The organism is Bradyrhizobium sp. PUT101 (assembly GCF_052043945.1).
In the GTDB taxonomy this organism is placed as follows: Bacteria; Pseudomonadota; Alphaproteobacteria; order Rhizobiales; family Xanthobacteraceae; genus Bradyrhizobium.
Map to the genome: position 1 here is coordinate 127700 of NZ_CP197207.1, position 23156 is coordinate 150855.

The 23156-nt window shown below is 65.2% G+C and carries 20 protein-coding genes; 13 read left to right on the top strand and 7 right to left on the bottom strand.

All coding sequences use genetic code 11. The features are described from left to right. Nucleotides 1–97: 97 nt before the first annotated feature. Entirely contained in the window at nt 98–742 is a 645-nt protein-coding gene (locus tag ACSHT2_RS00555; protein WP_440639927.1) for a DUF47 domain-containing protein, read from the top strand. A gap of 12 nt (nt 743–754) precedes the next feature. Beyond that, complete coding sequence (locus ACSHT2_RS00560) at nt 755–1762, top strand: anion permease (RefSeq protein ID WP_440639928.1); 1008 nt, start codon at nt 755–757, stop codon at nt 1760–1762. Here the strand turns inward: ACSHT2_RS00560 and sugE are convergent. Further along, the gene (gene sugE / locus ACSHT2_RS00565) at nt 1755–2069 is read right to left on the bottom strand and encodes a quaternary ammonium compound efflux SMR transporter SugE (RefSeq protein WP_271530358.1); all 315 of its coding nucleotides are present in this window, start codon (nt 2067–2069) and stop codon (nt 1755–1757) included. The genes ACSHT2_RS00560 and sugE overlap by 8 nt on opposite strands. 157 nt (nt 2070–2226) lie before the next feature. On the opposite strand from sugE, the gene ACSHT2_RS00570 reads away from it, so the two are divergent. The 8 genes from ACSHT2_RS00570 (at nt 2227) to ACSHT2_RS00605 (ending at nt 11157) form a co-directional block, all read left to right on the top strand. After that, entirely contained in the window at nt 2227–3849 is a 1623-nt protein-coding gene (locus ACSHT2_RS00570; protein ID WP_440639929.1) for a peptide chain release factor 3, read from the top strand. Nucleotides 3850–4027: 178 nt separating this feature from the next. Next, nucleotides 4028–4570 (top strand): hypothetical protein, encoded by a 543-nt coding sequence (locus tag ACSHT2_RS00575; protein ID WP_440643009.1) that lies wholly within the window; start codon nt 4028–4030, stop codon nt 4568–4570. Nucleotides 4571–4701: 131 nt separating this feature from the next. Then, the gene (locus ACSHT2_RS00580) at nt 4702–5286 is read left to right on the top strand and encodes an NnrU family protein (protein WP_440639930.1); all 585 of its coding nucleotides are present in this window, start codon (nt 4702–4704) and stop codon (nt 5284–5286) included. A gap of 73 nt (nt 5287–5359) precedes the next feature. Next, nucleotides 5360–6952 (top strand): class I adenylate-forming enzyme family protein, encoded by a 1593-nt coding sequence (locus tag ACSHT2_RS00585; protein WP_440643010.1) that lies wholly within the window; start codon nt 5360–5362, stop codon nt 6950–6952. A gap of 169 nt (nt 6953–7121) precedes the next feature. After that, a complete protein-coding gene (locus tag ACSHT2_RS00590) occupies nt 7122–7775 on the top strand; it encodes a tetratricopeptide repeat protein (RefSeq protein ID WP_440639931.1) in 654 nt (217 codons plus the stop codon). Between the two features lie 32 nt (nt 7776–7807). Beyond that, nucleotides 7808–8353, top strand: coding sequence for a hypothetical protein (locus ACSHT2_RS00595; RefSeq protein WP_440639932.1), 546 nt, complete (start codon nt 7808–7810; stop codon nt 8351–8353). Between the two features lie 171 nt (nt 8354–8524). Beyond that, on the top strand, nt 8525–9907 hold the full coding sequence (gene der / locus ACSHT2_RS00600) for a ribosome biogenesis GTPase Der (RefSeq protein ID WP_440639933.1): 1383 nt from the start codon (nt 8525–8527) through the stop codon (nt 9905–9907). Then, nucleotides 9904–11157, top strand: a complete 1254-nt coding sequence (locus ACSHT2_RS00605) for a TCR/Tet family MFS transporter (RefSeq protein ID WP_440639934.1) — start codon at nt 9904–9906, stop codon at nt 11155–11157. Before der ends, ACSHT2_RS00605 begins: the two co-directional genes overlap by 4 nt. Before the next feature lie 64 nt (nt 11158–11221). Here ACSHT2_RS00605 and ACSHT2_RS00610 read toward each other — a convergent pair whose 3' ends face one another. From ACSHT2_RS00610 to radA, 5 genes are all read right to left on the bottom strand, one after another. Next, complete coding sequence (locus tag ACSHT2_RS00610) at nt 11222–12448, bottom strand: ABC transporter substrate-binding protein (RefSeq protein WP_440639935.1); 1227 nt, start codon at nt 12446–12448, stop codon at nt 11222–11224. Nucleotides 12449–12786: 338 nt separating this feature from the next. Continuing rightward, nucleotides 12787–13527 (bottom strand): SDR family NAD(P)-dependent oxidoreductase, encoded by a 741-nt coding sequence (locus ACSHT2_RS00615; RefSeq protein WP_440639936.1) that lies wholly within the window; start codon nt 13525–13527, stop codon nt 12787–12789. A 138-nt stretch (nt 13528–13665) separates the two neighbouring features. Next, nucleotides 13666–15189, bottom strand: coding sequence for an amidophosphoribosyltransferase (gene purF, locus ACSHT2_RS00620; RefSeq protein WP_440639937.1), 1524 nt, complete (start codon nt 15187–15189; stop codon nt 13666–13668). Nucleotides 15190–15217: 28 nt separating this feature from the next. Then, nucleotides 15218–15847, bottom strand: coding sequence for a CvpA family protein (locus ACSHT2_RS00625; protein WP_018317599.1), 630 nt, complete (start codon nt 15845–15847; stop codon nt 15218–15220). A 169-nt stretch (nt 15848–16016) separates the two neighbouring features. Further along, a complete protein-coding gene (radA, locus tag ACSHT2_RS00630; protein WP_028178043.1) occupies nt 16017–17462 on the bottom strand; it encodes a DNA repair protein RadA in 1446 nt (481 codons plus the stop codon). Between the two features lie 196 nt (nt 17463–17658). Between radA and ACSHT2_RS00635 the strand changes: the two genes are divergently transcribed. After that, a complete protein-coding gene (locus tag ACSHT2_RS00635; protein ID WP_440639938.1) occupies nt 17659–18807 on the top strand; it encodes an ABC transporter substrate-binding protein in 1149 nt (382 codons plus the stop codon). Then, entirely contained in the window at nt 18807–20876 is a 2070-nt protein-coding gene (locus ACSHT2_RS00640; protein ID WP_440639939.1) for a putative bifunctional diguanylate cyclase/phosphodiesterase, read from the top strand. Before ACSHT2_RS00635 ends, ACSHT2_RS00640 begins: the two co-directional genes overlap by 1 nt. An 11-nt stretch (nt 20877–20887) precedes the next feature. On the opposite strand, the gene ACSHT2_RS00645 is transcribed toward ACSHT2_RS00640, so the two are convergent. Then, nucleotides 20888–21613 carry a sulfite exporter TauE/SafE family protein gene (locus ACSHT2_RS00645; protein ID WP_440639940.1) on the bottom strand — a complete coding sequence of 242 codons (726 nt, stop codon included), beginning with the start codon at nt 21611–21613 and terminating at the stop codon, nt 20888–20890. 521 nt (nt 21614–22134) lie between these two features. On the opposite strand from ACSHT2_RS00645, the gene ACSHT2_RS00650 reads away from it, so the two are divergent. Beyond that, the gene (locus tag ACSHT2_RS00650) at nt 22135–22911 is read left to right on the top strand and encodes a potassium channel family protein (protein ID WP_440643011.1); all 777 of its coding nucleotides are present in this window, start codon (nt 22135–22137) and stop codon (nt 22909–22911) included. The last annotated feature ends 245 nt before the right edge of the window (nt 22912–23156 follow it).

Genomic DNA, 23156 nt, shown 5'->3' on the forward strand with positions numbered 1-23156 from the left:
TGGGCGTGAGATGACACGCGCGCGGATTGAAAATGGTCTATGACAGTTTCATGACAGCCCTCAGGGCGTGACCATTTCCAGCCGGTAGCCTATCCCCATGATGCGATGGTTTCGTGTTTTCCTGCCCAAGGAAGAACGGTTCTTCGACCTGTTCGACCGGCATGCCCAGACGGTGATCCAGGGCGCGATCGCGCTTCAGGGCATGCTCAATGGGGGCGAGGAGACGCCGGTCTATTGCCAGCGCGTCAACCAGTTCGAGAACGATGCCGACAACATCACCCGTGAGGTGCTGACGGCGGTGCGCCGCACCTTCATCACCCCGTTCGACCGCGGCGACATCAAGAACCTCATCACGTCGCTGGACGATGCCATCGACCAGATGCAGCAGACGGCCAAGGCGGTCATGCTGTTCGAGGTCCGCACCTTCGAGCCTCCCATGCGCGAGATCGGCGGGCTCCTGATCGAATGCGCCAATCTGGTCGGGCGTGCGCTGCCGCTGATGCAATCGATCGGCCCGAACGTCGCCATGCTGACCGCCATCACCGAAGAACTCGGCAAGCTGGAGGGCCGGGTCGACGATCTCCACGACATCGGCATGAAGGAGCTGTTCCTCAAGCATCGCGAGGGCAATGCCATGGACTTCATCGTCGGCGTCGAGATCTACGACCACCTCGAGAAGGTGGCCGATCGCTTCGACGACGTCGCGAACGAGATCAACAGCATCGTCATCGAGCAAGTGTAGGGCAGGGCCGCCGTGGATGCCGCGTTGGGTCTTCCCATCCTGGTCGGCTTGATCGCCGTCGCGCTGCTGTTCGACTTCCTGAACGGCCTGCACGACGCCGCCAATTCGATCGCGACCATCGTCTCGACCCGCGTGCTGCGGCCGCAGTTCGCGGTGTTCTGGGCCGCCTTCTTCAATTTCATCGCCTTCATGGTGTTCGGACTGCACGTCGCCCAGACCATCGGCACCGGCATCATCGATCCCGCGGTCGTCGATGCCCAGGTGATCTTCGCGGCGCTGGTCGGCGCGATCGTCTGGAACCTCGTGACCTGGGCGCTCGGCATCCCGTCCTCGTCGTCGCACGCGTTGATCGGCGGCCTCGTCGGCGGCGGCATGGCCAAGGCGGGGATTTCGGCCGCGGTATGGAGCGGCCTGTCCAAGACGGTGCTGGCAATCGTGCTGTCGCCGCTGGTCGGTTTCCTGCTCGCAACGATGCTGGTGGCCATCGTGTCCTGGGCCTCGGTGCGCTCGACGCCGTTCGCGGTCGATCGCGCCTTCCGCATCCTGCAATTCGCCTCGGCCTCGCTCTATTCGCTCGGCCACGGCGGCAACGACGCGCAGAAGACCATGGGCATCATCGCGGTGCTGCTGTATTCGCAGGGTCATCTCGGCAGCGAGTTCTCGGTGCCGTTCTGGGTGGTGCTGTCCTGCCAGGCGGCGATGGCGCTTGGCACGCTGATGGGCGGCTGGCGCATCGTCCGCACCATGGGCCTGCGCATCACGAAATTGACGCCTATGCAGGGCTTTTGCGCCGAAACGGGGGGCGCCGCGACCCTGTTCATGGCGACCTATCTCGGAGTTCCCGTCTCGACCACCCACACCATCACCGGTGCCATCGTCGGCGTCGGCGCCGCCCGCCGCGTCTCGGCGGTGCGCTGGAACGTCGCAAGCTCGATCGTCTATGCCTGGGTGATCACGATCCCGGCCTCGGCCATCGTCTCGGCGCTGACCTGGTGGCTGGTCGAGATCTTCGTCAAGTGACGAGCTTCAGTCCGGCAATCCCGGCGACGATCAGGGCGATGCTGGCAAGGCGTAAGGCCGTTGCCGGCTCGCCGAACAGGACGATGCCGAGCGTCGCGGTGCCCACCGCGCCGATGCCGGTCCAGACCGCATAGGCGGTTCCGACCGGGAGCGATTTGAGCGCAAGTCCAAGCAGGATGACGCTGCCGGCCATGGCCGCCAGGGTGATCACCGACGGCACAAGCCTGGTAAAACCCTCAGTGTATTTCAGGCCAATCGCCCAGGTGATCTCGAGAAGACCGGCGACGAACAGGATGCTCCAGGCCATGACGGCCCTCCATTCAAGGCAGGGTCGTCCCCGCGGCTGAGGTGCTGAGAAACGGAAGGCCGTCCTTCCTGAAAGCCGATATGGGGCTGGCCGAATGGCTCCGCAATCACCAAATGAGGCTTGATCAGGCCCGTTTTCCCTGCCACACGCTCCCGCCATGTCCGACATCGCCATCACCACAGCCGAATCGCCGGCCCGTTCCCCGCTTGCCGCTGAAGTGGCGCGGCGGCGGACCTTTGCGATCATTTCCCACCCTGACGCCGGCAAGACCACGCTGACCGAGAAGCTGCTGCTGTTCGGCGGCGCCATCAATCTCGCCGGCCAGGTCAAGGCCAAGGGTGAGCGGCGCAATACGCGTTCCGACTGGATGAAGATCGAGCGCGAGCGCGGCATCTCGGTCGTGACCTCGGTGATGACCTTCGAGTTCGAAGGGCTGGTGTTCAACCTGCTGGATACGCCGGGCCACGAGGACTTCTCGGAAGATACCTATCGCACGCTGACCGCAGTCGATTCCGCCGTGATGGTGATCGACGCCGCCAAGGGCATCGAGGCGCGCACCCGGAAGCTGTTCGAGGTGTGCCGCCTGCGCGACATTCCGATCATCACCTTCATCAACAAGATGGACCGCGAGAGTCGCGACGTTTTCGAGCTGCTCGACGAGATCGAGAAGACGCTGGCGCTCGACACCACGCCGATGACCTGGCCGGTCGGTCGCGGCCGCGACTTCCTCGGCACCTATGACGTCGTCAATGGCGGCGTGCGCCTGCTCGAAGGCGGCGGCGCCAAGACCGGTGCGGCGCAGCAGATCGAGATCGAAGAACTCGCCAAGCTCAACGCCAATCTCGACGTCTCCGCCGTGAAGGACGAGCTCGAGCTCGTCACGGAGGCGTCAAAGCCGTTCGAGCTCGAAGCGTTCCGCGAAGGCCATCTGACGCCGGTCTATTTCGGCAGCGCGCTGCGCAATTTCGGCGTCGGCGACCTCCTGGAAGGCCTCGGCAAGTTCGCCCCCGAGCCGCGTGCGCAGGACAGCGACCAGCGCAAGGTCGAGGCCACCGATCCACGCATGAGCGCCTTCGTGTTCAAGATCCAGGCCAACATGGATCCGAACCACCGCGACCGCATCGCCTTCGCGCGGCTCTGCTCCGGCAAGCTCAGCCGCGGCATGAAGGCGAAGCTCGTGCGCACCGGCAAGAGCATGCCGCTGTCGAGCCCGCAATTCTTCTTCGCGCAGGATCGCTCCGTGGCGGACGAAGCCTTCGCCGGCGACGTCGTCGGCATTCCAAACCACGGCACGCTGCGCATCGGCGATACGCTGACGGAAGGGGAGGATTTCAACTTCGTCGGCGTGCCGAGTTTCGCTCCGGAAATCGTCCGCCGCGTCCGTCTCACTGATGCGATGAAGGCGAAGAAGCTGAAGGAAGCGCTGCAGCAGATGTCGGAAGAGGGCGTGGTGCAGGTATTCCGCCCGCGCGACGGCGCGCCGGCGCTGGTCGGTGTGGTCGGTGCGCTCCAGCTCGATGTGCTAAAGGCGCGGCTCGAGGCGGAATATTCGCTGCCGGTCGAGTTCGAGGTCAGCGAATTTCAGCTGGCGCGCTGGGTCTCCTCGGAGGACCGCAAGAAGCTCGACGCATTCATCGCCGCCAACACCTCCAGCATCGCCGATGACGTCGACGGCGATCCCGTCTATCTCGCCCGGAACGAATTCTATCTCGGCTACACCAGGGAGCGCGCCGAGGGCATCGAGTTCACCAACGTCAAGGACGTCAAGAAGAAGGGGTAGGGCAGCCACGTCCCTCGGTCCTTGCTCCGCGTGTCGTGTTGGGCCGGCGCCTCTTTAGCGAAGAGGGGCAAGCCCGCCGGCAGAATCGGATTTGAACGCGTATGTGAACGAGCGCAGGCTTGATACGCGGGCGGCCGGTGCCACTTTCCATCGGGATGGGTACTGTGGTTTCGTGGTCATGTGGCGCTTCATCCTTGTACTCCTCCTTGTGACAATCCTGCCGGCATCGGCCGATGCGTGGCGCCGCCCCCTCGAAGAGGTGCCGTTCTCGTATGAGCCGTGCGGCGGGCCTTTTCAGGGACCTTGCATCACCGACATTCCATTTCCATTCGGCGAGACTCTCCAGCTCACGGTCGAGAGCGTTCCATCGCAAGCCGACATCGCGAAATACCGGCGGCCCGATCATGACCTTGATACGATCGGCGATCTCTTCGCCGAGTTGCGTTCGTGCTGGTCACCTCCCCCCGCTGACCATGCGCGGGCAGGCATGCAGATGTCGGTGCGGTTCAGCCTCAACCGATCGGGCGGTTTGATCGGCCCGCCGCGCATGACATTTGCGACCGCGGGCGTCCCCGCCGACACCCGCGCGACCTATCTCAATGCCATCAACGCATCGCTGAAGGCATGCCTGCCGCTGAAATTCACCAGCGGCTTTGGCGGCGCGCTGGCGGGCAAGCCGATCGCGATCCGCTACGTCGACAATCGCGATCTAGGCAAGTAACTGCGAGGATACCTCCGTCCCTCATCGAGATTGCGCTTTCGCGCCTCCCACCATGAGGGACGCGAGTTGCGAGCGGCGGCCAATCGATGATACCTCAGAGGCTGTGGCGCTGGTCAAAAGGGGAGGATGTCGTGGGTCTGCTGGTCATGATCCTGGGGCTTGCGCTGTTTTTTGCGGCGCATGTGTTCACCACCAAACGCGAGATGCGCGCCGAGGCGATCGCAAGGCTGGGCGGGGGGTCCTACAAGATCCTCTATTCGCTGGTCTCGCTGGCCGGGCTCGCATTGATCATCTGGGGCTATGCCCACTATCGCGCCACCGGCTGGATCGACGTCTGGTATCCGCCGAAGGCGATGAAGCACATCACGCTCGCATTGATGCTGCCGGCAGTCGTCCTGGTGGTGGCGTCATATCTGCGCGGCCGCATCTATGCGACGCTGAAGCATCCGATGCTGGCCGGCATCAAGCTGTGGGCGGCGGCGCATCTGCTCGCCAACGGAGATCTCGGCTCGATCATCCTGTTCGGCTCGTTCCTGGGCTGGGCGGTGTATGACCGTATTTCGCTCAAGCATCGCACCGACGCCGGCGGCCCGCCGATTCCGGTCGGCGGCATCACCAACGATCTGATCGCAGTTGCGGTCGGCATCGTCGCATATTTGGCGCTGGCGTTCGCGTTCCATCCGGTCGTGATCGGTGTTCCCGTCATCGGTGTCTAGCCGGTCAGCACAAGACGAGACCCGGATGTCCATGCGCGGAAGCTATCAAGAGCAACAAGCCGAGGGCCCTTCGATGGATTGGTCGCAATCTCAGATCCCGCCGATGCGGCTCGAGGCGCGCTTTGGCGATCGGGTCGTGCCGGCCTTCCGGGATCGGCCGGCGAGCCTGTGGGCGATGATCGCGGAAGCCTGCGCCCGCAACACCGACGGTGAAGCGCTGATCGCGGGCAATGTCCGCCTGAGTTGGCAGCAGGCCGTGGAGCAGGCCGCGCGGATTGCAGCGGGATTTCGCAAGCTCGGATTGCAGCGCGGCGATCGTGTCGCGATCCTGCTCGGCAACCGCATCGAATTTCCCCTGCTGCTGTTCGCCGCCGCGCATGAGGGCCTGGTGACGGTGCTGCTCAGCACGCGCCAGCAGAAGCCGGAGATCGCCTATGTGCTGGCCGATTGCGGCGCAAAGATCCTGATCCACGAGGCCTCGCTCGCCGAGCGGCTGCCGGATGCGCTGGATGTGCCCGAAGTCATCCATCGCATCGCCGTCGACGAGGATCCGGCTCGGTCGCGTTTCGCAGTGCTCGCCGACAACCCGCCGGCACCTGCGTCGGTCGAGGTGGGCGAAGAGGACACCGCGATGATCCTCTACACCTCGGGGACGACAGGCAAGCCGAAGGGCGCGATGCTGGCCCATTGCAACATCGTTCATTCCTCGATGGTCTTCGTCTCCTGCCTGCAATTGACGGACGCCGACCGTTCGATCGCGGCGGTGCCGCTCGGCCATGTCACCGGCGTCGTCGCCAATATCACGACGATGATCCGCTGCGGCGGCGCGCTGATCATCATGCCCGAATTCAAGGCGGCCGATTACCTCAAGCTCGCCGCGCGCGAGCGCGTCACCTACACGGTGATGGTACCGGCGATGTACAATCTCTGCCTGCTGCAGCCCGATTTCGACAGCTATGATCTGTCGAGCTGGCGCATCGGCGGCTTTGGCGGCGCGCCGATGCCGGTCGCGACCATCGAGAAGCTCAAGACGAAGATTCCCGGCCTGAAGCTGATGAACTGCTACGGCGCGACCGAGACGACGTCGCCGTCGACGATCATGCCGGGCGAATTGACGGCGAGCCACATCGACAGCGTCGGCCTGCCGTGTCCGGGCGCGCGCATCATTGCGATGGGACCGGACGGGCGGGAGCTTCCTCGTGGCGAGATCGGCGAACTCTGGATCCAGAGCGCCTCCGTCATCAAGGGCTATTGGAATAACCCCAAAGCCACGGCCGAAAGCTTCACCAGCGGGTTCTGGCATTCGGGCGATCTCGGCTCGGTCGACGCGGAGGGGTTTGTCCGCGTGTTCGACCGGCAGAAGGACATGATCAACCGTGGCGGCCTGAAGATCTATTCGGCCGAGGTCGAATCCGTGCTGTCGGGGCATCCCGCCGTGGTCGAGAGCGCGATCATTGCCAGGGCGTGCCCCGTGCTGGGCGAGCGCGTCCACGCCGTGGTGGTGACACGTATCCCGATCGGCAGCGACGATCTGCGCGCATGGTGCGCCGAGCGACTGTCGGACTACAAGGTGCCCGAAACCATGGCGATCACGCCCGAACCGTTGCCGCGGAATGCCAACGGCAAGGTGCTGAAGCGGCAGCTCCGGGAGCGCCTGGGAACCTGAGCCGGGCCGGCTTTCTCCAGAGCTTCTGCCGGGTGGTTAACGCCTTGATCGGGCTCGCTTTGCCTTGCCACCGCCATATCGTTAGGGTACCTCGCCGCCATATGGGGAACGGGATTCCTGACGCGAACGCTTCCGCGCGCGCACCCGGATGGGCATGGGATTAGCATAAGTGTCTGAATTATTTAACGAAGTCGACGAGGAAGTACGTCGCGAACAGCTCAAGAAGCTGTGGGAGAAATATTCGATCTACTTCATCGCCCTGATGGTGCTGGTCGTGGCCGCCGTCGGTGGCTGGCGCGGCTACCAATATCTGGAGGCCAAGAAGGCCGCTGAGGCCGGCGCCGCCTTCGAGAAGGCCGTCGAACTGTCCGAGCAGGACAAGCACGCCGACGCCGAGAAGGCCTTCACCGACCTCGCCGCCAAGGCTCCGTCCGGCTATCGCACCCTGGCGCGGCTGCGTGCTGCCGCCGAGGCAGCCAGCCGCGATCCCAAGGCCGCCGCGAAGATGTATGACGACATTGCCGCCGACCGCAGCGTTGGTGGCGAGTGGCAGGATCTGGCGAAGATCCGCGCCGCCGGCCTGCTGCTCGACAGCGCCAGCTACGCCGACATGCAGCAGCGGCTGGAGCCCTCCGCCGCGCCGAAATCGACCTTCCGCCACAGCGCCCGTGAGATGCTGGCATTGTCGGCCTGGCGCAACAACGACATGACCGCAGCCCGCAAATGGCTCGACGCGATTGACGGAGACGGCGAAACGCCGCCCGGCCTGCGCTCGCGCGCCGAGGCTCTCCAGGCCCTGCTGCCGCCCGTCGCCAAGAGCTGACGACGGCCCTCTGACTTGAGACGAGACACAAGATGCGCCGCACGCCACGCTTGATCGCAGCCGCCGTCCTCATCGCCTTCACGGGCGCGTTGGGCGGCTGCTCCAGCTTCGATCCAAGCGACATGCTCGACTTCCTCGACACCAAGAAGAAGCTGCCGGGCGACCGCAAGCCGGTCTTCCCGGAGGGCGTGCCGGGCCTCGAGCAGGGCGTGCCGAAGGAGCTGTACAAGGGCGCGCAGCAGCAGCCCGATCCGAACGCGCCTGCCGTCGCGGCTCTGCCCGCGGAGCCCGCGCCGGAACCGGCCAAGCCGGCGAAGGGTGCCACGGCGAAGCACACGAGGCAGCCGGCCGCAGTCGCGCCGGCTGAAGCGACCGCCGGCGAGATCGACGGCGAGGCCCAGCCGGAGGCCGCGCCACCCACGGCCGCTCCGCCGCCCAAGCACAAGATCGTCCGCAGGCGCACCACCGCACCGCCGCCGGATCAGCCCGTCCAGCAGGCGCAACCGGCCCAGACCACCCAGCAGCAATCGCAGAGCACTTTCCCGGCGCCGCTGCCGAGTGGCAGCTTCTCGCGATAGACCATGATCCGGACCCGGAGGGCCGCGTGAGCGCAAAGCGCGAAGCGGTTTTCCGGAAAGATCATGCTCAAACGACAACCTGAAGCGCGATGAGGATTCATTCCAGCCTCATGGTGCTTTAATAATTTCATTGCATTGACAGGCGCAGCCCCGGCAGCGCACGAATGACCGATGTCCTTCACGATCGCCATCATCGGCCGGCCCAATGTCGGCAAATCGACGCTGTTCAACCGCCTGGTCGGGCAGAAGCTCGCGCTCGTCGATGACCTGCCGGGCGTCACCCGCGACCGCCGCGAAGGCGAGGCCAGGCTCGGCGACCTCCAGTTCACGATCATCGATACCGCCGGCCTCGACGAGGGCGCCAAGGGCTCGCTGACCGCGCGCATGCAGGCGCAGACCGAGGCCGCGATCGCGCAAGCCGACGCGCTGTTCTTCGTCATCGATGCCCGCATCGGCCTCACGCCCACCGATCGCGCCTTCGCCGATTTCGCCCGCAAGGCCAACAAGCCGGTGCTGCTGATCGCCAACAAGAGCGAGGGCAAGCATGGCGATGCCGGCGCGATGGAGGCCTTTGCACTCGGCCTCGGCGATCCCATCCAGATATCGGCCGAGCATGGCGAGGGCATGGGCGAGCTCTATGACGCGCTGGCCAAGCTGATGCCGGAGCCCGTCGACGAGGACGAGGGTGAGGACGATGCGCCGCTCTCGGAGGAGGAGGCCGCGACGCGTCCGATCCGGGTTGCCATCGTCGGCCGGCCCAATGCCGGCAAGTCGACGCTGATCAATCATCTGCTCGGCGAGGAGCGTCTGCTGACCAGCCCGGAGGCCGGCACCACGCGCGATTCCATCGCGGTCGAGATCAACTGGAAGGGCCGCGATTTTCGCGTCTTCGACACGGCAGGCCTGCGCCGGCGCTCGCGGATCGAGGAGAAGCTGGAGAAGCTCTCGGTCGCGGACGCGTTGCGCGCGGTGCGCTTTGCCGAGGTCGTCGTGCTGATGATGGACACGCAGAACCGCTTCGAGGAGCAGGACCTGCGCATCGCCGATCTGATCGAGCGCGAGGGCAGGGCGGTCGTGCTCGCCGTCAACAAATGGGATTTGATGGAGACCAAGGGCGGAGGCGCGATCTCGGGCCTGCGCCGCGATGCCGACCATTGGCTTCCGCAGCTCAAGGGCGTGCCTATCGTCGCCGTCTCAGGCCTGATGGGCGAGGGCATCGACCGCCTGATGCAGGCGATCCAGGACGCCTACGCGGTCTGGAACAGGCGCGTGCCGACGGCCGCGCTCAATCGCTGGTTCGAGCAGGCGACCCAGGCCAATCCACCGCCGGCGGTGTCCGGCCGCAGGCTGAAGCTGAACTACATCACCCAGAACAAGGCGCGCCCGCCGAGCTTCGTGCTGTTCTGCTCGCGTGCGGACGCGGTGCCGCAATCTTACTTGCGCTATCTCACCAACTCCATGCGAGAGACTTTCGAGCTGCCGGGCACGCCGGTGCGTATCACTCTTCGCGAGAAGGCCAATCCTTTCGCGCACAAGCGCAAGCGGCCGTCGTGAGCGACGGCTCCGGCGAGGCGACAGCGCAGGGCGCTGCGCCGGTCCGGCGCGGGGCGGTCGCCTTCATCTTCGTCACCATCCTGCTCGACATGCTCGCACTCGGCGTGATCATGCCGATCCTGCCGAAGCTGATCGAGAGCTTCGTCGACAACGACACCGCGCACGCGGCCCGCATCTTCGGCCTGTTCGGCACCGCCTGGGCCTTGATGCAGTTCGTGTTCTCGCCGCTGCTCGGCGCGCTGTCGGATCGCTTCGGGCGCCGGCCGGTGGTGCTGTTGTCGAATTTCGGGCTCGCGGCCGACTACGTGTTGATGGCGCTGGCCCCGTCGCTGGTCTGGCTGTTCATCGGCCGCGTGATCTCCGGCATCACCTCGGCGAGCATCTCGACCGCCTTTGCCTATATCGCCGACATTACGCCCCCGGAGCGGCGTGCGGCGGTCTTCGGCAGGATTGGCGCTGCCTTCGGCGCCGGCTTCATCCTGGGCCCGGCGCTCGGCGGCCTGCTCGGCGACATCGATCCGCGCCTGCCGTTCTGGGCCTCGGCGGCCCTAAGCTTCGCCAATGCGCTCTATGGGCTCTTCGTCCTGCCGGAATCGCTGGCGCCCGACAAGCGCGCGCCGTTCCGCTGGCGGAGTGCCAGTCCGATCGGGGCGCTGCATCTGTTGCGGTCCAACGCGGTGCTGGCCGCGTTGTCGGTCGTCAACTTCGTCGCACAGGTCGCCCATGTCGTGCTGCCCTCGACCTTCGTGCTCTATGCAACCTATCGCTATGGCTGGGATTCCAAGACCGTGGGACTGACGCTCGCGATGGTCGGCATCTGCGCCATGGTGGTGCAGGGGCTCGCGATCGGCCCGATCGTGCGCGTGCTCGGCGAGTGGAACGCGCTGTTGATGGGCCTGTGCTGTGGCGCGTTGGGCTTCGTGATCCTGGGCCTTGCGCCGACCGGGCCGATCTCCTGGCTCGGCATTCCCGTGCTGTCGCTCTGGGGAATCTCCGGCGCCGCCTCGCAATCCTTGATGACGCGGCTGGTCGCACCCGATCTGCAGGGCCAGTTGCAGGGTGCGACCGCGAGCGTGCAGAGCGTCTCGCAACTCGTCGGACCGTTCCTGTTCACCCTGACGTTTTCCTATTTCATCGGCGCCAGCGCGCCGCTGCATCTGCCCGGCGCGCCGTTCCTGCTCGCGGCGGTGCTGATGGTGGTGTGCGTGGCGATCGCGGTGCGGTCGCTGGCGGCGACGAAGACAGCCTGAAACGCCAATGCCCGGGACAAGCCCGGGCATGACGCCGTTAAGACCTTGCACGACCGCTACGCGGTCACTTCTTCACCAGCGGGCAGTCGCTGTCCTTGAGCGGCTTGGCCGCGTCTTCCGCCGAGATCGTGGCGATCTGCTTGTAATAGTCCCACGGTCCCTTCGACTCCTCGGGCTTCTTCACCTCGAACAGATAGGCCGGGATGAGGCGGCGGCCGTCGGCGCGTAGCGGACCCTTGCCGAACAGGGGATCGTCCGTCGGCAATTCCTTCATCTTGGCGACGACCTTGGCGCCATCGTGCGGATTGCCGCCGAGCGCTTCCATCGCCTTGAGATAATGCAGCACCATCGCGTAATTGCCGGCCTGGGTCATCGATGGCATCGCGTTCTTGCTGGCCAGCGCCGAGAAGCGCTTCGACCAGGCACGGGTCTGATCGTTCATGTCCCAGTAGAACGACTCGGTGAAGGTCAGGCCCTGGGCGGTCTTCAGGCCCAGCGAATGCACGTCGTTGATGAACAGCAGCAGCGCGGCGAGCTTCTGGCCGGCGGAGACGATGCCAAATTCAGCCGCCTGCTTGATCGAGTTGGTGGTGTCGCCACCGGCGTTGGCAAGGCCGACCACCTTGGCCTTGGACGACTGCGCTTGCAGCAGGAAGGAGGAGAAGTCCGCGGTATTGATCGGATGCTTGACGCTGCCGAGCACCTTGCCGCCGTTCGCCGTCACGACCGCCGTGGTGTCGCGTTCGAGCGCATGGCCGAAGGCATAATCGGCGGTCAGGAAGAACCAGGTATCGCCGCCGGCCTTGGTCAGCGCCTTGCCGGTGCCGTTGGCCAGCATGTAGGTGTCGTAGGTGTAGGAGACCGTGTTCGGCGTGCAGGCCTTGCCGGTCAGGTCGGCAGAGGCGGCGCCGGAGTTCAGCAGCACCGCATTCTTTTCCTTGACGAGATTGCTGACCGCCAGCGCGACGCCGGAGTTCGGCGTATCCGCGATCGCGTCGACCTTCTCGTTGTCGATCCACTGCCGGGCGATGTTGACGCCAACGTCGGGCTTGTTCTGATGGTCGCCGCTGATGACGTCGATCTTCCAGCCCTTCTTGAGCAGGCCGGAATCCTCGACCGCCATCTTGATGGCGACCACGGAATTCGGGCCGCCGATGTCGGCATAGAGGCTCGACATGTCATTGAGCACGCCGATCTTGACGGTCTTGTCCTGGGCGTAGGCGGATGTGGCAAAACCGAAAGCGGCGCAGGCCAGAAGGGCCGCGGAGCGGCGTACGAACGTCGTCGTCATGAAAGATTTCCTCCACTGTCAAATATGCGGACGGCCCTCTTGCGGAGCCTTGTTCCGGCTGATGGCTCTAGCCTGTCCCACGTCCGGCGGCAATGCGCCTAAAGCCGGATGGCGCTGCGTCGTAGCGTCATCCGTCGGTTAACTTTTGGGCAAAATGCGTTGAGACGCTATTTGAGCGCGGCCGATGTCAGCTTGAATTTCCGGATGCGCTCTCCGGTATCGGCCTCGGCGGTATAGACGTTACCCTTGGCATCGATCGCCGTGCCCGATGTGACCGAAACTGCCGACGTTGCTGCCGCCTAGGTGCGGCCATCAATCGCGGGAGGCAATCGGGTCAATCAGGCCGGCGCGCGGAAGCTCATCAGGCTACGGGTCTTGTAGTCGTAGAACTTGCCGGTCTCGGTCCAGTCAGGCCCACACATCGGCACGATGAATTCGGCGACCTGCTCGGGGGTGTCCAGCGTCGCCGGATCCTCGCCCGGCATCAGCGTTGCGCGCATGCGCGTGCGGACCGGGCCGGGATTGAACAAATTGACGCGCAGCTTCGTATTCGCCGTCTCCTGCGCCCAGGCGCGGGCCAGCGTTTCCAGCGCGGCCTTGGAGGCGGCGTAGGGGCCGACATAGGCGGTCGCCTTGTTGGCGGCGCCCGAGGTGATGAACACGGCGCGGCCGGCGTCGGACCGCTTGAGCAGCGGCTCCATGCAGCGGATCAGCTGGAAGTTCGCGGAGACGTTGACGGCCATCACGTCATTGAAGGTCTTCAGCTCGATATGGCCGATCGGCGAGGACGGGCCGAGCACACCGGCATTGCCGACGAGGATATCGAGCTTGCCGTAGCGTTCGTGCAGGCTGGCCCCCAGCCGCGCTATGCCGTCGGAATCGGTGAGGTTGAGCGGCACCAGGGTGGCGCTGCCGCCGTCCTTGCGGATCTCGTCGTCGAGCTCTTCCAGCCCGCCCTGCGTGCGCGCCACCGCAACGACATGCGCACCGGCCTTGGCCAGCGCCCTGGCCGTGGCGAAGCCGATGCCGCGCGAGGCGCCGGTGACGAGAGCGATGCGATCAGCGAGGGGTTTTGTCATGGCGGGGTTTTACAGCCGTGGATGGCCGGGACAAGCCCCCATGATCCCGTCATTCCGGGGCGGTCCGCAGGACCGAACCCGGAATCTCGAGATCCCGGGCTCGATGCTTCGCATCGCCCCGGGATGACGCCATTGGTCTCAGCTCGCCTCGGCCAGCAACGACAATTGCCGCGGCTGCTGCTCGGTCTGGGTCTGGTCGGTGAGGTGGGTCGGATACGCGCCGGTGAAGCAGTGGTCCGAGAATTTCGGATTGGCGGGGTCGCGGCCGGGCTCGCCCATGGCGCGGTACATGCCGTCGATCGACAGGAAGGCGAGCGAGTCCGCGCCGATGATCTCGCGCATCTCCTCGAGCGAATGCGTCGCTGCGAGTAGGCCGCCGCGGTCGGGTAGGTCGATGCCGTAATAGTCGGGATAGAGGATCGGGGGCGAGGCGAGGCGGAAGTGCACTTCCTTGGCGCCTGCATCGCGCATCATGCGCACGATCTTCTTCGAGGTGGTGCCGCGCACCAGGGAGTCGTCGATCAGGATGATGCGCTTGCCTTCGATCGCGGCGCGGTTGGCCGAATGCTTCATGCGCACGCCGGATTCGCGGATCGCCTGGGTCGGCTGGATGAAGGTGCGGCCGACATAATGGTTGCGGATGATGCCGAGCTCGAACGGCACGCCGGAATGCTGGCTGTAGCCGACCGCGGCGGGCACGCCGGAATCCGGCACCGGCACGACGACGTCGATCGGCACGTGGCTCTCGCGCGCGAGCTGCGCACCGAAGGCCTTGCGCACCTCGTAGACCGAACGGCCGTGGACGATGGAATCCGGACGCGAGAAGTAGATGTATTCGAAGATGCAGGGACGCGGCGCCATCGGCGGGAACGGCTTGTGGATGTCCTGGCCGCTCTCGTCGAACACGATGACTTCGCCGGGCTCGATGTCGCGCACGAAGCGCGCGCCGATGATGTCGAGCGCGCAGGTCTCCGAGGTCAGGATCGGACAGCCGTCGAGATCGCCGAGCACGAGCGGGCGGATACCGCGCGGATCGCGCGCGCCGACCAGCTTCTTGTTGGTCAGCGAGACCAGCGCATAGGCGCCCTCGATCTCGCGCAGCGCGTCGATATAGCGCTCGATGAAGCGGCTCCGCCTGGAGCGCGCGACCAGGTGCAGGATCACCTCGGTGTCGGTGGTCGACTGCATCATCGCGCCGTGCCGTACCAGCTCGCGGCGCAGCGTGAGGCCGTTGGTGAGGTTGCCGTTGTGCGCGACGGCGAGACCGCCGGCATTGAGCTCGGCGAACAGCGGCTGCACGTTGCGCAGGATGGTGGCGCCGGTGGTGGAATAGCGGACATGGCCGACCGCGACATTGCCGGGCAGGCGGTCGATCACCTCGCGGCGGGAGAAGGTGTCGCCGACGAGGCCGAGGCGGCGTTCCGAGTGAAAGCGGCTGCCGTCGTAGGAGACGATGCCGGCGGCTTCCTGGCCGCGGTGCTGGAGGGCGTGAAGGCCGAGCGCGGTGATGGCGGCCGCATCGGGGTGACCGTAGATGCCGAACACGCCGCACTCCTCGCGCAGCGTATCCCCCTCCAGATCGTCCTGAAGCTCCAGCGCGGCCGGGCCCGGACCGGCGTTGGGATCGAGATCAAGTTGGGCGTCCTGGTCAGGGTGTCGCATCTCGTCCGCGCCTCTCTCTAGGGCTCAATCAACGCGCCGCAGGTTTCTCGATCAGCTTTTTCAGGCTGTCACGAGCAGGTTTACTGTATCCGTCGCCACTGCCCGAAGGCTGCTGCTCGGATTCAGCTTGATCATCATCTGGTTTGTTTTTCTTGAATCTCTTCAAGATGGTGTTCTCGGGGTCGTCAGGCAAGAGGGCCATCAGCCAGTCCCCGGTTCCCTGGAGCACCACGCGGGACTTGGCCCCCGTGACCCAGTCCGGACGCTGCTTGTCCGGAACCAGCCAGGTGAAGAACAGGAAAGCGACCACGACGATCAAAAGCCCGCGAGCCAGGCCAAACAGGAAGCCGAGGGTGCGGTCCAGCGCGCCGATCCGCGAATCCAGGATCATGTCGGAGATGCGGACCGTGATCACGGAGACCACGACCAGGGTGCCCACGAACACGCCGGCGACGACGACCACGCTCGCGACCGTGTCGTTGTTGAAATAGGTCTTGGCGGTCGGCAGCAGTTTCGAGAACGAGTACAAAGTCACGATCGCCGCCGCGCCCCAGGCCGCGATCGACAGGATTTCGCGCATGAAGCCGCGGACCATCGCGAGCAGGCCCGAGATCAGCATCACACCGAGCAGGATCAGGTCGAGGAGTGTTACTGGCATCGGCTGGTCTGGTCCGCTCGTACTCTCAAAGGTGCTCTAGCCGAATCGGTGCTTGGCCGCTGCCTTAAAAGAGGGGCAGACGGCGTTCCCGGCAAGGCCGCAACCACGCAATCCCATGCTGCTTTTGTGACGGCTGTATAGCGGCGGGGGCCGGGGACGTCACCTCCACCTAACCCTCTCCGCGGCGGAATCTTGCCGGTGTGGCATTTTTCTCTGCCGGGGCGTTCGATTCGCCTCGGCGGGAGCCGCGGGCCGCGATCTCGGCCACCAATGTCGTCAGGCTGTTCACCGCATTCAGCGACAGTCCGGCATCGCCGCCGGTCTCGCCGCGTGCCGATTCGGGCAGCACGGCGCGCTGGAAGCCGAGTTTTGCCGCTTCCTTCAGCCGGGCCGGGGTCTGTGCCACCGGGCGGACCACGCCTGAGAGCGAGATCTCGCCGAAATAAACGGCATCGGTGGGTAACTGCGCATTAACCAGCGACGACACCAGCGCCGCAGCGGCGGCGAGGTCGGCCGCAGGCTCGTGGATGCGCAGGCCGCCGGCGACGTTCAGATAGACGTCGTGGCCGGACAGCTTGACCCCGCAATGCGCCTCCAGCACCGCCAGCACCATCGACAGCCGGCTCGGGTCCCAGCCGACCACGGCGCGGCGCGGGGTGCCCAGCGAGGTCGGGGCCACCAGCGCCTGCAATTCGACCAGGACGGGCCTTGTGCCCTCGATGCCCGCAAAGACTGCGGTGCCGGGCGTGCCGAGATCGCGCTCGGACAGGAACAGCTCCGAGGGGTTGGTGACCTCGCGCAGGCCGAGGCCCGTCATCTCGAACACGCCGATCTCGTCGGTCGGGCCGAAGCGGTTCTTCACGGCGCGCAGGATGCGGAATTGCTGCGAGCCTTCGCCCTCGAACGACATCACCGCGTCGACCATGTGCTCGACCACGCGGGGACCTGCGATCTGGCCGTCCTTGGTGACATGGCCGACCAGGATGATGGCCGCCCCCGTTTTCTTCGCAAACCGGATCAGCGCCTGCGCCGAGGCGCGCACCTGCGTCACCGTGCCGGGTGCCGATTCCACCGTGTCGGTCCACATGGTCTGGATCGAGTCGATCACGATCAGCCTGGGCACCGCGCCCTCCGACAGCGTCGAGACGATGTCCTCGACCGAGGTCTCGGCGGCGAGCTGGACTGGTGCGTCCGACAGCCCGAGCCGCTCGGCGCGCAGGCGCACCTGGGCGACCGCCTCTTCGCCGGAGATGTAGACCACGCGGTGGCCGGCGCGCGCCAGCAGGCTGGTCGCCTGCGTCAGCAGCGTCGACTTGCCGATCCCGGGATCGCCGCCGACCAGCAGCACCGAGCCGCGGACGAAGCCGCCGCCGGTGACGCGGTCGAGCTCGGTCATCCCCGAGGAGAGGCGCGGCGCATCCGGGCTTTTTCCGGCAAGGCTCTCCAAGGCAAACGTCCGGCCCTTGCGTTTGGAGCGGATTGACACCGGCACGCTGCCGCTGGTGTCTTCTTCCGCGAGTGTATTCCACTCGCCGCAGGACTCGCACTTGCCCTGCCAGCGGTTATAGGCCGCGCCGCAGTTCTGGCAGACGAAGGAGAGGGTGCTCTTGGCCATGGGGGGACAGATGAGTCGAGGTTTCAATTTGCTGGATAGCACGGAACGGCGGCCCTGATGGCCGGCGCTTCGATTATCTCAATCCAACACGATGGATATACCGTTCATTAGCTCTGTGCCGCTCTGGCCGGGTTGATTTTGCGAAGTATTAGCGGACGCGGGTCCAACCTCGGAACCGATCGGGGTGGGAATGGAAATGCCGGGATTCCGACGAATATTGCTCGCTGCGGGCACGGCCTGCAGCATTTTCGCGTATGCCGGCGGGAGCCTTGCCAAGCCCCTCGACATCGTCTTCGTCAATCCCGGCAAGACCGGCGAGGTCTATTGGGACATGGTCGCACAGACCATGCAGGCGGCCGGCCGCAGGCTCGACGCGCATGTCGAGGTGCTGACCAGCGAGCGGAATTACCGCACCATGCAGGAGCTCGGCTTCGGCGTGGTGGCACGTCCCGACAAGCCCGATTTCCTCATCCTGTCGAACGAGGAGTCCGCCGCCGTCCCGATCCTGGAGGCGGCCGAGGCCGCGGGCGTCAAGACGCTGCTGCTCTCGAACACGCTGATCGGCGAGGATGCGGCGCGCCTTGGACCGCCGCGCGAAAAGCTCAAGACCTGGCTCGGCGACATCACGACCGATCTCCAGACCGCGGGTGCACGGATGGCCAACGCGCTGATCGGGGTGGCGCGTGCCGAGAAATCCCAGAGCCCCGACGGCAAGATCCACATTCTCGGAATCGGCGGCGACGAGATCACACCGGCCTCGATTGCCCGTAACGCCGGTCTCAAGCTGGCCGTGGATGCCGCGCCTGACGTCGTGGTGGACCGGCTGCTGTTCGCCAACTGGACGCAGTCGGAGGCCGAGCGGGTCACTGCGAATTACCTGGGCTGGGCTTCTCGCAAGGGAATCCGGCCCGCCGGCATATGGGCCGGAAACGATCCGATGGCGCTCGGCGCGCTCCGCGCGGCCATCGCTGCCGGCCTTGTGCCCGGTCGAAACATCCAGGTGGTGGGTCTCAACTGGTCGGAGGACGCGCTGCGCGAGATCAAGGCGGGTCGTCTGCTCCTGACCGACGGCGGGCATTTCCTGCTCGGTGGCTGGTCGATCGTTCTCCTGCGTGACTATGCCGATGGCTGCGATTTCGCAGCCGTTTCCCCCCGCGTCGAGGTCAAGACGTCGGCGATCACGCGCGACAACCTCGCCTCGGTTGGCGACCTCATCAGGATGCGTGCGTTCGACCGGATCGACTTTACGCGGTTCCGGGCGAAGGCCGGACGCTGCGGCCAATATGACTTCTCCCTCGAGGCGCTCATCTCGTCACTGTCGCTTCCCGAAGGCGTTGCGGACTGATGCGCAAGGATGAGGCGATGACCGATCCGGATCGCAACGAGCAGGCGGCGCCGTCGCGCCTGCGCTCGGTCGTCCACGCGATGATCTGGGCTACCGTGCCCGTTCTGCTGCTGGTGCAACTGCTGGCCTCTGCCGGCGTCGAGGCATCGAGCTTCTGGTCGCAGGTCAGGCAGCTCGACGCCCGCATGGTCCGGGTCGCTGAGAGCCGGGCCGAGCTGATCGCCGAACCGCTGTGGAAGATGCGTTACGACCAGGTCACGGGCGTGCTCAACGAGATCATGCACGACGAGACCATCGCGGCGGCGGCCGTCTATGACGATACCGGCGCCGCGATTGCCCGCGTGGTCGCCCGGCCCGACGACCAGGAGGTCGCGGAAGTCTCGCGCCCGATCCACTACAGCAATGGCAACATGGCCGTTCAGGCCGGTCGCATCGCCATCGCTTATTCGCGCGCGACGCTGTACGCGGATGCGGGCAGCCGCCTGGTGCTGCTGCTGGTGGTCGGCCTGCTCGCAACCGTTGCGACCCTGATCGCCATGCGGATCTCCGCCAACATCTTCATCGGCCGGCCGCTGGCGGCCATGATGTCGGCGATCCAGCGCAGCAAGCAGGATGGCCGAGCCTATCCGGCGGACGTCACGTCCTCGAACGAATTCGGCCAGCTCGCGCGCGCCTTCAACGCCATGCAGCACACGACGTCAGGCGCGCTGGACCGGCTCGGGCACATGGCGACGCACGATCCGCTCACGGGGCTGCCGAACCGGCGCTCCCTGACCGAGCGCCTGGCCGTGGCAAGCCGGGACGGAGGCTCGCCGGATACGCTGGTCGCGTTCTGCTTCATCGATCTGGACGACTTCAAGGGCATCAACGACACCTTCGGTCACGACGCCGGCGACAAGTTCCTGGTTCAGATTTCGGAGCGTCTTCGTAGCGCGGTCGAAGCGGAGGACTGGGTTGCACGGCTCGGTGGCGACGAGTTCGTCGTCATTCGTCCCGAGGTGAGCCACGAACAGGCAGCGCATGCATTCGCTCAGCAGGTGCTGGACGCCATCTCCGAGCCCATCCGCCTCCACGACAAGCTAGTGGTGCCGCGCGCGAGCATCGGTCTTGCCGTGCGCCGCGCCGACGATCCGGAGCTGTCGCATCTACCGACGCTCGCCGACATCGCGCTCTATCATGCCAAGAGCAAGGCGCCCGGCACGGTCGCCGTGCTGGACGAGGCGCTTCAGCGCGACTACCGCCGCCGCAGGGACCTCGAGCTCGCCATTCCCACCGGATTCGCCGAGGGGCAGTTCGAGGTTTGGTACCAGAGCCAGGTCGATCTCGAGACTCACGAGGTCGTCGGTCTGGAAGCACTGATCCGCTGGCGGCATCCTGAGCATGGCGTGATCGGCCCCGGCGAATTTTTGCCGCTGATCGAGCGCAGCGGCAACAATGCGCGATTGACCCGCTACGTGCTGACCGATGCCTGCCGGGCGTTGCAACGGTTGGCCGCCGCCGGCAGGCCGCAGATACGGATCGCGATCAACCTGCCGCCGTCCGAACTTGCCGACCATTCGCTCGCCGCCGAGCTGCGCGCGACCTGTTCGCGCTTCGATGTTGCGGCCTCATCTCTCGAACTCGAGATCACCGAGGGATCGCTGATCAACAACATCGCCAGCGCCTCCGAAACGTTGCATCGCCTGCGGCGCGTCGGCGCCACGATCGCGCTCGACGATTTCGGCACCGGCTACAGCTCGCTCGCTCATCTCAGGCGCTTCCCGCTCGACAAGGTCAAGATCGACAAGGCATTCATCCGGGAGATTCCCGAGAGCGCGGAGGACAAGGCCATCGTCGGCGTGATCGCATCGCTCGCCGACACGTTGGGGCTGACCCTGGTCGCAGAAGGCATCGAGCACGCCGAGCAGGCCGAGGCCATGCGCGATATGGGCGTGAGGTTCGGGCAGGGCTTCTTCTATCAGCGGCCGCAGCCGCTTGAGGCCCTGTTGCAATGGCTCAACAGGCAGCCGGCGGCGCCGAGAAGCGGCATCACCGAGAGCCCATCGATCGCGCCGGAATTCGCCGCCTGAGCGCCGCCGTCTTACGGCTGAGCCGCGCTCCAGAGCATCGAGAGGCCGGCTGCGATCATGATCGCGTCCATCACCAGGCGGAACACGTCTGCCTTCAGATGCAGCACGAAGCGTTTTGCGATGAAGGCACCTGACATCAGCGAGGAGCCCGCGATCAGGCCCTTCAAGAACACATCGCCCGTCAGCGCGCCGAAACGCTCGAAGGTCACTGATTTCGCGAAGTAGAGGCCGAGCGAAGAGGCCGCTTCGGTGGCGAGGAAGGCGCCCTTGCTGAGCCCGTAGAACAGGAACAGCGGCACGCTGAGCGGGCCGGTCGAGACCACGATGCCTGTGAGATAGCCGATGAATGCGCCGCCGACGGCCAGATGCCAGAGATTGGCCTTGAGGTCATGCCGCGCCAGCCAGTGCCGCACCGGCACCATCGCGATCAGGAAGATGCCGATGGCGAGATCGACGACGTGCGAGGGGAGCGCCAGCAACGTCCGCGCGCCGAGCGCTGCGGCCGGAATGCCCGTGACCGAATAGGCCGCGCAGGCTCGCCAATCGACCTCACGCCACCAGGCCAGGATCCGTGAAAAGTTCGCCATCACGGAGGCGACCGCCATGATCGGCACGGCCTCCTTCGGCCCATAGGCATAGACGAGCACCGGCATCAGCATGATCGACGAGCCGGTGCCGACGATGCCGGAGATGGTGCCGGCGGCGAGGCCGACGGTGAGGACGAAGAGGAAGGCCAAGGGCGGGCGCTCCGGGAGTCGGAGCAGTGTAACCGGAGGTGGCGGGGAGGGCGAATGCCGGCCGCGCTCCAGTGAGACCGCAGGTCGCGACGAGACACCAAGCGGTTCCTTCGGGACCGCCCTTGTCCCGCCACTCGCTTCACCACACGACTCAGTCCGAGATGTCCCGACCGGCCATCCTCCCGCTCTCCTGGTATTCATTGGACGCAAGGAGGTCCAGCCGGCGCGCCACTGCGAGATAGGCTTTGGAAACGCTCAGAAGGACATTGACGAGCCGATCTTCCATCGTTGGCGCGCGCTAGATATTGCTCGGCGAACTTCCAGTATACCTCGGATTTGAGCATTCAGCCCCCGAAACGGAGCTGAAAGCCGCGTCGGCTTTCTCGTTCCTGAATCGTCCGGGCCACCCCTCAGGTCGGCAAATGATCTCCTGTTCCAGCCAGAGATGGCAGCGATCGGGCTGGAGTTTGCAGCGCGCGTTCAGAGTTGCAATCATCGGTGCAAGTCGCAATCATGATTCGATGACCTTCACGTCTCTCAGAAGCAGCGTCCGCCGCCTTTACGAGGGCGCAACGCCGAGCGGCGTGCGCTTCCGCTATGCGCTGCTCGCCTTCGACATCGTGACGGTGCTGTTCATCATCGCAACCTCATTCCTGCAGCCCAGTGAGATCATTGAAACGCTCGATGTCCTGTTCGGCGTCATGCTGCTTGCCGACTTCTCGGCTCGGCTCCTCGTCGATCGGCATCCGTTTCGAAAATTCACTGAGATCGCAACGTGGGCCGACATGGTTGCGATCGTATCCTTCCTGGCACCGCTTGCCGGCGAGGCTGGCGGTTTTCTCCGGATCCTGCGAACCTTGGGGCTGCTTCGTGACTACCAGATGCTGGTGAGGTTGCGCATCGATTCTCCGTTCTTTCGTCGCAACGAAGACGTCATCTTCGCCGTCACGAACCTGGCAGTCTTCATATTCGTCATGACCGGGATCGTTTACGAGACTCAGAAGTTTCGCAACGACGAGATCCGGAACTATGCCGATGCCCTGTATTTCACCGTCACGGCACTGACGACGACCGGCTTTGGCGACATTACCCTGTCGGGCACGGTCGGTCGCTTGATAACCGTCGTGATCATGATCTTCGGCGTAACGCTGTTCTTCAATCTCGCCCGCGCGCTCCTCAGTCCCAACAAGGTGCGATTTCCGTGTCCGGCTTGCGGGCTCCAGAGGCATGACGCCGATGCGGTGCATTGCAAGGCTTGTGGAACTCTTCTCAACATTCCGGATGACGGGGCAGTCTGAAGGGCTCTCGCTGCCGGCGATGCGGGTGGACGTCTTTCGATGGTGACATCATGCCAGTGTTTTGCCCGACGGATCAACGTATATTTCGGAATAGCCGTAAGCCATTGACCGGACAGGGGTCGGCTACTGTGCATGGGGTTGTTTTTCATTTTTTTGTTTTGACCGTCCCGCTGCTGAAAGCATGTCGGCAGCAGGGGCCGGCTACGACGATTTCGATCTGGATGCGGTGCCTGTGAACGTCATCG

Coding starts and splice junctions, on each gene's coding strand:
- purF (WP_440639937.1), bottom strand. CDS start 15,189: ATGCGACACCCTGACCAGGACGCCCAACTTGATCTCGATCCCAACGCC.
- ACSHT2_RS00635 (WP_440639938.1), top strand. CDS start 17,659: ATGCCGGGATTCCGACGAATATTGCTCGCTGCGGGCACGGCCTGCAGC.
- ACSHT2_RS00625 (WP_018317599.1), bottom strand. CDS start 15,847: ATGCCAGTAACACTCCTCGACCTGATCCTGCTCGGTGTGATGCTGATC.
- ACSHT2_RS00640 (WP_440639939.1), top strand. CDS start 18,807: ATGCGCAAGGATGAGGCGATGACCGATCCGGATCGCAACGAGCAGGCG.
- ACSHT2_RS00615 (WP_440639936.1), bottom strand. CDS start 13,527: ATGACAAAACCCCTCGCTGATCGCATCGCTCTCGTCACCGGCGCCTCG.
- sugE (WP_271530358.1), bottom strand. CDS start 2,069: ATGGCCTGGAGCATCCTGTTCGTCGCCGGTCTTCTCGAGATCACCTGG.
- ACSHT2_RS00650 (WP_440643011.1), top strand. CDS start 22,135: ATGACCTTCACGTCTCTCAGAAGCAGCGTCCGCCGCCTTTACGAGGGC.
- radA (WP_028178043.1), bottom strand. CDS start 17,462: ATGGCCAAGAGCACCCTCTCCTTCGTCTGCCAGAACTGCGGCGCGGCC.
- ACSHT2_RS00595 (WP_440639932.1), top strand. CDS start 7,808: ATGCGCCGCACGCCACGCTTGATCGCAGCCGCCGTCCTCATCGCCTTC.
- ACSHT2_RS00575 (WP_440643009.1), top strand. CDS start 4,028: ATGTGGCGCTTCATCCTTGTACTCCTCCTTGTGACAATCCTGCCGGCA.
- ACSHT2_RS00570 (WP_440639929.1), top strand. CDS start 2,227: ATGTCCGACATCGCCATCACCACAGCCGAATCGCCGGCCCGTTCCCCG.
- ACSHT2_RS00585 (WP_440643010.1), top strand. CDS start 5,360: ATGGATTGGTCGCAATCTCAGATCCCGCCGATGCGGCTCGAGGCGCGC.
- ACSHT2_RS00555 (WP_440639927.1), top strand. CDS start 98: ATGATGCGATGGTTTCGTGTTTTCCTGCCCAAGGAAGAACGGTTCTTC.
- ACSHT2_RS00610 (WP_440639935.1), bottom strand. CDS start 12,448: ATGACGACGACGTTCGTACGCCGCTCCGCGGCCCTTCTGGCCTGCGCC.
- der (WP_440639933.1), top strand. CDS start 8,525: ATGTCCTTCACGATCGCCATCATCGGCCGGCCCAATGTCGGCAAATCG.